Consider the following 7,498-nt stretch of genomic DNA (forward strand, 5'->3'; position numbering starts at 1 on the left):
CTCCACCGGCTCCACCGGCTCCACCGGCTCCGTGGGGTCCGACAGGCCGAAGATGGTCGCCGGGCCCGAGGACGCGGTGAACTCCCCGGACGGGCCCGTCGTCCGCCGGTCGGCCCTGATCCACTCGCCGGGCGCCTGGGTGGCCGGGTCGAGGGCGGCGACGATGGTGAGCGGGGCCGAGGGATCGGGGGCGGTCAGGCCGAGGGGCGCGCTGTAGCCGAAGGCGGGGCGGCCGGTGCGCTGGGCGAACCGCTGGACCAACTCCGGCCTCAGGGCCCCGGGACCGGAGGTCAGGAACAGCGCGGGAGTGCCCAGCGCCGTGCTCCGCAGCGCCGGGTCCAGCCTCAGCAGTTCCAGGAACTCGTCGTCGGACACCTCGATCGGAGGCCCGCCGGGCAGGTGCAGGACCACGTTCCCGGCCTGGTTCACATGGATCAGGACGAGGACGGGGGCGGGCATGTCCGGGCCGGCCCACTCCGGCACGACCTGCTCGACAGTGGTCCCGTCCGGCCCCGGCGTCGTCCGGTCCACGCTGCGCCAGTCGATCCCCGCGGGCGCGGGCCTGTCGCTCCAGTTGACGCCCTGGATGACCTGCCCCTGCCGCAGCAGAATGACCTTGACGAAGGCAAAACCCCTCAGGTGGTGGGCGGCCAGCACGTCGCGGTCGGTGACGTCGTGCCCCTCGGCGAGGGCCTTGGCGGTGAGGGCCCAGATCTTCTTCTGCTTCGGCAGGTCCCACGGGTCCGCGTCCGTCAGGTGGAGGACGCCCCGGCCGTGTGCCTCCCGGTCGGCCGGGGGAATGTCGTGGAACAGCATCTTCCCCGCGCGGACCATCGCCCAGAGGGTGGAGGCCACCTGGCCCGGAGTTGCCGCCGCCGCCGAGGGGAGTGACTGGACCGAACGCAGCAAGGTCTCGCCCGACGTGGCGAGTTCGGCGAGGGTCACCTTCAGAGCCGGTGCGGGTATCTCCGTACTCAGCCGCGCGTCGGGGTCCGCGAGGACGCGCTCGCGGGCGAAGTCCAGGAGGGCTTCGAAGGCGGCCGGGTCGGCGATGCCGTCACTGTGCTCCTGCGCGTAGAAGGTGACCATGTCCTCGCGCAGGGGGGTGACCCCGCTGAGTGCCGGGTCGTTCGCGCGCATGGTCTCCAGTGCGCCGATGCCCTTGACCAGCCGCTCGTACCGTTCGCCCGGCACGCCACGGTCCTGCTCGACGCCGTTGCCGAAGAGGCGGCGCAGTCCCCGTACCAGCCGGAGCATGGTGGCGCGTGTCTCCGGCGGTACGGGACCCGGGCCCGCGTGCAGACCGGCGTCACGCGCCAACCCGTCCAGCTCGTGCTCCAGCGGCTCGGGCGGGAACCTGACGCGGCGTCCCTTCTCCCCGTCGGCCGGGGCGACAATCAGGCGCCGGGCGCCGTCCATCCCGGTCTGCGTGGTGACCGCGTCGGTCTCCAGCCTGCTCGCGTTGGCCGCGTACTGACCGAACGGCACGTCGCCCCAGGGGTCGTCGACGTGGGGCACCGGCAGGGTCGAGGGATGGTTGTGACGCGGGTCGCCGTCCGCCCCGCTCCAGCAGATCTCCAGGCCCAGCCGGTGGCCCGGGGGCAGTCGGCGTATCTCGGGCAGCCCGGCGAGGTAACGCGAGGCGTCCTGCTTGGCCAGCCGCACGGTCCTGCCGTCGCGCAGGGCGAGCGCCATCCGGCCGGGTTTCGCGTGTGCGGCGAAGACGTAGACCGCCGGATCCGGGGTGATCTCCTCGATCTCGCCGTCCTGAAGGCCGGCGCCGGCGGGGACCTTGTGCAGGATCCGCCGCATGTAGAGGTACGACGTGAACCGCTGCTCCGACCTCCGCAGGCTCTCGCCGTCCCGCATCGAGATCTGGCCGAACCGCTCGTGGTCCTCGGAGACCAGGGGGCGGGTGTCCACGTCGCTGTCCCGGAAGGTGATCCCCTCCAGCGACGTCCACTCCCGGTTCTCGGACGGTGGTGTCGTGGGCAGGGGATCGAACGGCACCCAGAGACCGAACGCCTTTTTCGCGTCCCGGTCGACCAGGACGGGGAGGTGTTCGTTCCTCGACCCGTCACGGACCAGACGCCCTTCACCACTGGGACCGATCACCCGCCGGTCCAGCCGGGTCGCGAGCGACTGGAGATCCAGGGACCGCTGGGCGAAGGGTACGGCCAGGAGCAGCGGTACGTTCTTCGGGAGCCGGGCCAACTCGGGGTCGGCGAGGAGCACGTCGGCCAGGGCTTCCGTGTCCAGCACCCGGCCGTCGGGAACACGTACCCCGTCGGAGTCGCCGTCCGCCGCGACGACGTACGCGGAGTCCGGCCACGGCGCGTCCTCCTCGGACACGATCTTCGCCAGCACACCCGGCCGCGTCTCGACGACCCGTACCCGATCGGGGCGCACCCGGCCCACCGGCTTGCCCGTCCAGTTCCGCCCGTGCGCCGGACCCGACGGACCGGCCATCAGGGTCCGCTCCGACAGCAACGGGTCCACGGGCTGCGGGGCAGCGTCGGTGGGGGCGAAGATGTCGGCATCGGCCGAGGCCGGGGGCGGCGCGGCCGAGGGCGGTCGCCGGGTGGCCTCGGTCCACCGGCCGGGGGTTTTCGTGGCCGGGTCCAGGAGGGCGAGGACGGTGAGCGGGGCCGACGGGTCGGTGGCGGTCAGCATCAGGGGCGCGCTGTAGCCGAAGGCGGGGCGGCCGGTCCGGTCGGCGAACCGCTGGACCAGCTCCGGCCTCAGGGCCCCGGGACCCGAGGTCAAAAACAGGACAGGAGTGGCCAACGGGGTGGTACGGAGGGCCGGGTCCAGGTCGAGCAGTGCCAGGAACTCGTTGTCGGACACCGGGAGCGGGGGACGGCCGGGCAGGTGCAGCACGATGTTCCCGGCCTGGTCCACATGGATCAGGTTCAGGAGGGGAGTGGGCCTCCCCGGCGCGGCCCAGTCCGGCACGGTCTGCTGCACGCTGGTCCCGCTCGGCCCCAGCGTCATCCGGCGCACGCCGCCCCGGTCGACCCCCGCCGGCGCGGGGGTGCCGCTCCAGTTGACGCCCTGGACGTTCTGCCCCTGCCTCAGCAGTCCGGCCGGCGCGAACGCACCGGTCTGCGTGAGGTGGTAGGCGGCCAGCAGGTCCGGGTCGGTGACGTCCGTTCCCTCGGCGATCGCCTTCGCCGTCAACTCCCACAGCGTCTGCTGCGCCGCCCGGTCCCAGGTCCCGGTGGCGGGCAGATGGAGCACCTTGCGGCCGAACGCCTCCCGGTCCGGCCCCGGCACCTGCCCGATCCGCTGCGCGGCGCGAACGGTCGCCCACAGGGCCGACGCGACGTCTTGGGGCCGTACCGGCGTCCGGCCCGGCAGGGCCTTCACGGCACGCACCACCGCTTCAGCGCTGGTGGAGAACTGACCGAGGGCCAGTCGCAGGGCACGTGAATCGATCGCCTTGCTCAGCTCGGCCCGCGGATCCGCCGCGATCTGTTGGCGGGCGAAGGCGAGCAGGGCCAGATGACCGGCCGCGTCCGGCGGCTTCCCGGTGTACGCCCGGGTCAGGAAATCGAGCATGTCCAGACGGATCGGGGTGCGGTTCCTCAGCTCCGGGTCGTTCGCGCGCATCGTCTCCAGCGCGCCGATGCCCTTGAGCGCCTGCCGGTACCGGAACGGGTTGTCCTCGAACCTGTTGCCCAGCGTGGTCCGCAGGGCCCGTACCAGCCGCAGCGTGGTCGCGCGCGTCTCCGGCGGCACCTCACCCGGCCCCTGGTGCAGATCCATGTCGCGGGCCAGCTGGTCCAACTGGGGATCCGACGGGTCGAAACGGAAGGTGACGCGGCGCCCCCGCTCGCCGCCGGCGCCGTCCAGCAGCACCCGGGCATCGTCGTTCAGACCGGTCGACCGGGTGGCCGCCGACGTCTCCAAGTGGCTCTCGTTCGCCAGGACATGGCCGAACGGGATGTCCTCCAGCGGATCATCGACATGGGGCGCCGGAGCGGTGTCCAGCGGAGGCCGCGTCGGGTCGCCGTCCGAGGCGCTCCAGCACACCTCCGCGTGCAGCCGGTGCCCCGGCGGCAGCTCACGTACCTCGCGCAGCCCGGCGACGTACCGCGCGCCGTCCAGTTTGCCCAGCCGTACGATCCTCCCGTCGCGGAGCGTGAGCGCCAGCAGGCCGGGCTTCCCGTGACCCGCGAACACGTAGATCGCCGGATCCGGGGTCACCTCCTCGGACTCCCCGTGGTGCCGGTCGCCACCGGCGGGCACCAGATGGACGAGCCGCCGCATCTCGCGGAAGGTCTTGAACCGCTGTTCCCGGCGCCGCAGCGCGTCGCGGTCCGGGACCGAGATCATCCCGTACCGCTCGTGGTCCTTCGAGACCAGCGGTCGCGTATAGACGTCACTGTCACGGAACGTCGTGCCGTCCAGTGCCGTCCACTCGCGGTCCTCGTACGGCGCCGCCGTCCTGGGCGTCGGATCGAACGGCACCCAGGCGCCGTACGGCAGATCCGCGTCCCGGTCGACCAGCCCCAGGACATGCCCGTCACCCGTGCCGTCGGGGATCGGACGACCCTCACCACTGGGTGCCCACACCTTCCGGCCGAGCCTTCGGGCCACCCCGTCCAGATACCCGCGGCCCATGTCCGGGACGGCCAGCACCACGGGCACGTCCTGCGGCAACGCGGACAGCTCGGGGTCGGCGGCCAGCACTTCGGCCAGTGCCTCCGCGTCCAGCACCCGGCCGTCGGGGACCCGTACGCCCCCGTTCTCGCCCTGGCCCGCGACGACGTACGCGGAATCGGGCCACGGCGCGTCCTCCTCGGACACGATCAGCGGTGTCCGACCGGGCCGGACCTCGTACAGCCGCACCTTGCCGGGCCGTACGCGGGTCACCGGCCTGCCCGTCCAGTTACGGCCCTGCCGCGCGCCCGACGGACCCGCCATCAGGGTCTCGGCCGCCAGCAGCGGATCGGGCTGATCGGGCGGATCCGACGGGCCCAGGATGCTGATGGAGCCCGAGGGGGTGGTGGACTGCCCGGACCCGTTGGCCGGCTGCCGGGTGGCCTTGGTCCACCGGCCGGGGGCCTGGGTGGCCGGGTCGAGGGCGGCGACGATGGTGAGCGGGGCGGACGGGTCGGTGGCGGTGAGGGTGAGGGGTGCGCTGTAGCTGAAGGCGGGGCGGCCGGTGCGCTGGGCGAATCGCTGGACCAGTTCGGGTCTCAGGGTTCCGGGGCCGGAGGTGAGGAAGAGGACGGGTGTGGCCAACGGGGTGGTACGCAGGCGCGGATCCAGGTCGAGCAGTGCGAGGAACTCGTCGTCGGACACCGGGAGCGCGGGACGGCCCGGCAGGTGCAGGACGATGTTCCCGGCCCGGTCGACGTCGACCAGGTTCAGGAGGGGATCGGGCTTCCCCGGGCCGGCCCATTCCGGCACGACCTGTTCGACGGTGGTGGTCCCGTCCGGCCCTCGTGTCGTCCGGTCCACGCTGCGCCAGTTGATCCCCGCGGGCGCGGGTATGTCGCTCCAGTAGACGCCCTGGACGCTGTCCCCCTGCCACAGCAGCGCGGCCGGTCCGAACGCACCGGTCTGCGTGAGGTGGTAGGCGGCCAGCAGACTGGGGTCGGTGACGTCCAGCCCCTCGGTGAGGGCCTTGGCGGTCAGGGCCCAGAGGGATATCTGCTTCGGCAGGTCCCACGTGTCGGTGGTGTTGAGGTGGAGGACGCTACGGGCGTGTGCTTTCCGGTCGGCCGGGGGGATCTCGTTGAAGAGCGTCTTCCCGGTCCGGACCATCGCCCAGAGGGTGGAGGCCACTTGTCCGGGGGTCGCCGCAGCCGCCGAGGGGAGCGACTGGACGGTACGCAGCAGGGCTTCGCCGGAGGTGCGGAGTTCGTTGAGGGTGACGGTGAGGGCGGGTGCGGGTATCTCGGTGCTGAGCTGTGCGCCGGGGTTCGCGAGGACGCGGGCGCGGGCGAAGTCCAGGAGGGCTTCGAAGGCGGCGGTGTCGGCGATGCCCCCGCTGTGTTGCTGGGCGTAGAAGGTGACCATGTCCTCGCGCAGGGGGGTGACCCCGCTGAGCGAGGGGTCGTTCGCGCGCATCGTCTCCAGGGCGCCGATGCCGCCGAGCAGTCGTCCGTAGCGTCCGCCCGGCACGCCGCGGTCCGTCTCGACGCTGTTGCCGAAGAGGCTGCGGAGTCCCCGTACCAGCCGCAGGGTGGTGGCGCGTGTCTCCGGCGGTACGGGACCCGGGTCCGTGTGCAGACCGGCGTCACGCGCCAACCCGTCCAGTTCGCGTTCGAGCGGCTCGGGCGGGAACGTGACGCGACGCCCTCTTTCCCCGTCGGCCCCGGCGATCAGCACGCGGTCCTTGCTCGTCATGCCGGTCTGTCGCGTCGCCGAAGTGGTCTCCAGCCTGCTGGCGTTGGCCGCGTACTGACCGAACGGGACGTCCCCCCAGGGGTCGTCGACGTGGGGCGCCGGACCGTGAGCGGGCTGCTGTCGGCGCGGGTCGCCGTCCGACGCGCTCCAGCAGATCTCCAGGTGCAGCCGGTGGCCCGGGGGCAGTTGGCGCACCTCGGGCAGCCCGGCGACGTAACGCGAGGCGTCCTGCTTGCCGAGCCACACGGTCCTGCCGTCGCGCAGGGCGAGGGTCATACGGCCAGGACTCCCGTGGGCGGCGTAGACGTAGACCGCCGGTTCGGGGGTCAACTCCTCGGTCTCGCCGTCCTGGTGGTCGGCCCCGGCCGGGATCTTGTGCACGAGGCGCCGCATGTCGACGTACGACGTGAACCGGTGCTCGAACTCGCGCAGATGTCCGCCCCGCACCGAGATCTGGCCGAACCGCTTTCTGTGCCCGGCGGAGACCAGGGGGCGGGTGTCCACGTCGCTGTCCCGGAACGTGGTCCCGTCCAGTGCCGTCCACTGACGGTCCTCGAAGGGCGGCGTCGTGGCCACCGGATCGAAGGGGGCCCAGACGCCGATCGGCTGGTCGGCGGCGCGGTCGACCAGGACGGGGAGGTGTTCGTTCTTCGACCCGTCACGGACGAGGCGTCCGTCACCGCTGGGGCCGACCACCGGCCGGCCCAGCCGGTTCGCCAGCCGTTGCAGATCGAGGGAGCGCTGGGCGAAGGGTACGGCGAGGAGCAGCGGTACGGTTTCCGGCAGCGGGGCCAACTCGGGGTCGGCGAGCAGCACTTCGGCCAGGGTGTCCGTGTCCAGGACCCGGCCGTCGGACACACGCAGCCCGCCGGGGTCGCCGTCCGCCGCGACGACGTACGCGGAGTCGGGCCAGGGCGCGTCCGCCTCGGACACGATCTTCGCCGGCACGCCCGGCCGCGTCTCGATGACCCGTAGCCGGTCGGGCCGCACCCGGCTGACGGGCTTGCCGGTCCAGTTGCGGCCCTGGCGCGCCACCGACGGACCCGCCATTGAGGTCTGCGCCGACAGCAACGGATCGGACGCACCGGTGAAGACAGCTGACGTGGTCCGGGGAGCGGGGGTGGGGGTGGTGGAGGGG

At 72.7% G+C, this 7,498-nt stretch carries 1 protein-coding gene; it reads right to left on the reverse strand.

Annotated features, from left to right (window positions below; translation table 11 throughout):
- On the reverse strand, positions 1-7,410 hold a 7,410-nt coding region (locus GT042_RS15195; protein WP_237530817.1), incomplete at its 3' end, for a lonely Cys domain-containing protein.
- Positions 7,411-7,498: the final 88 nt, after the last annotated feature.

The organism is Streptomyces sp. SID3212 (genome assembly GCF_009865405.1).
In the GTDB taxonomy this organism is placed as follows: domain Bacteria; phylum Actinomycetota; class Actinomycetes; order Streptomycetales; family Streptomycetaceae; genus Streptomyces.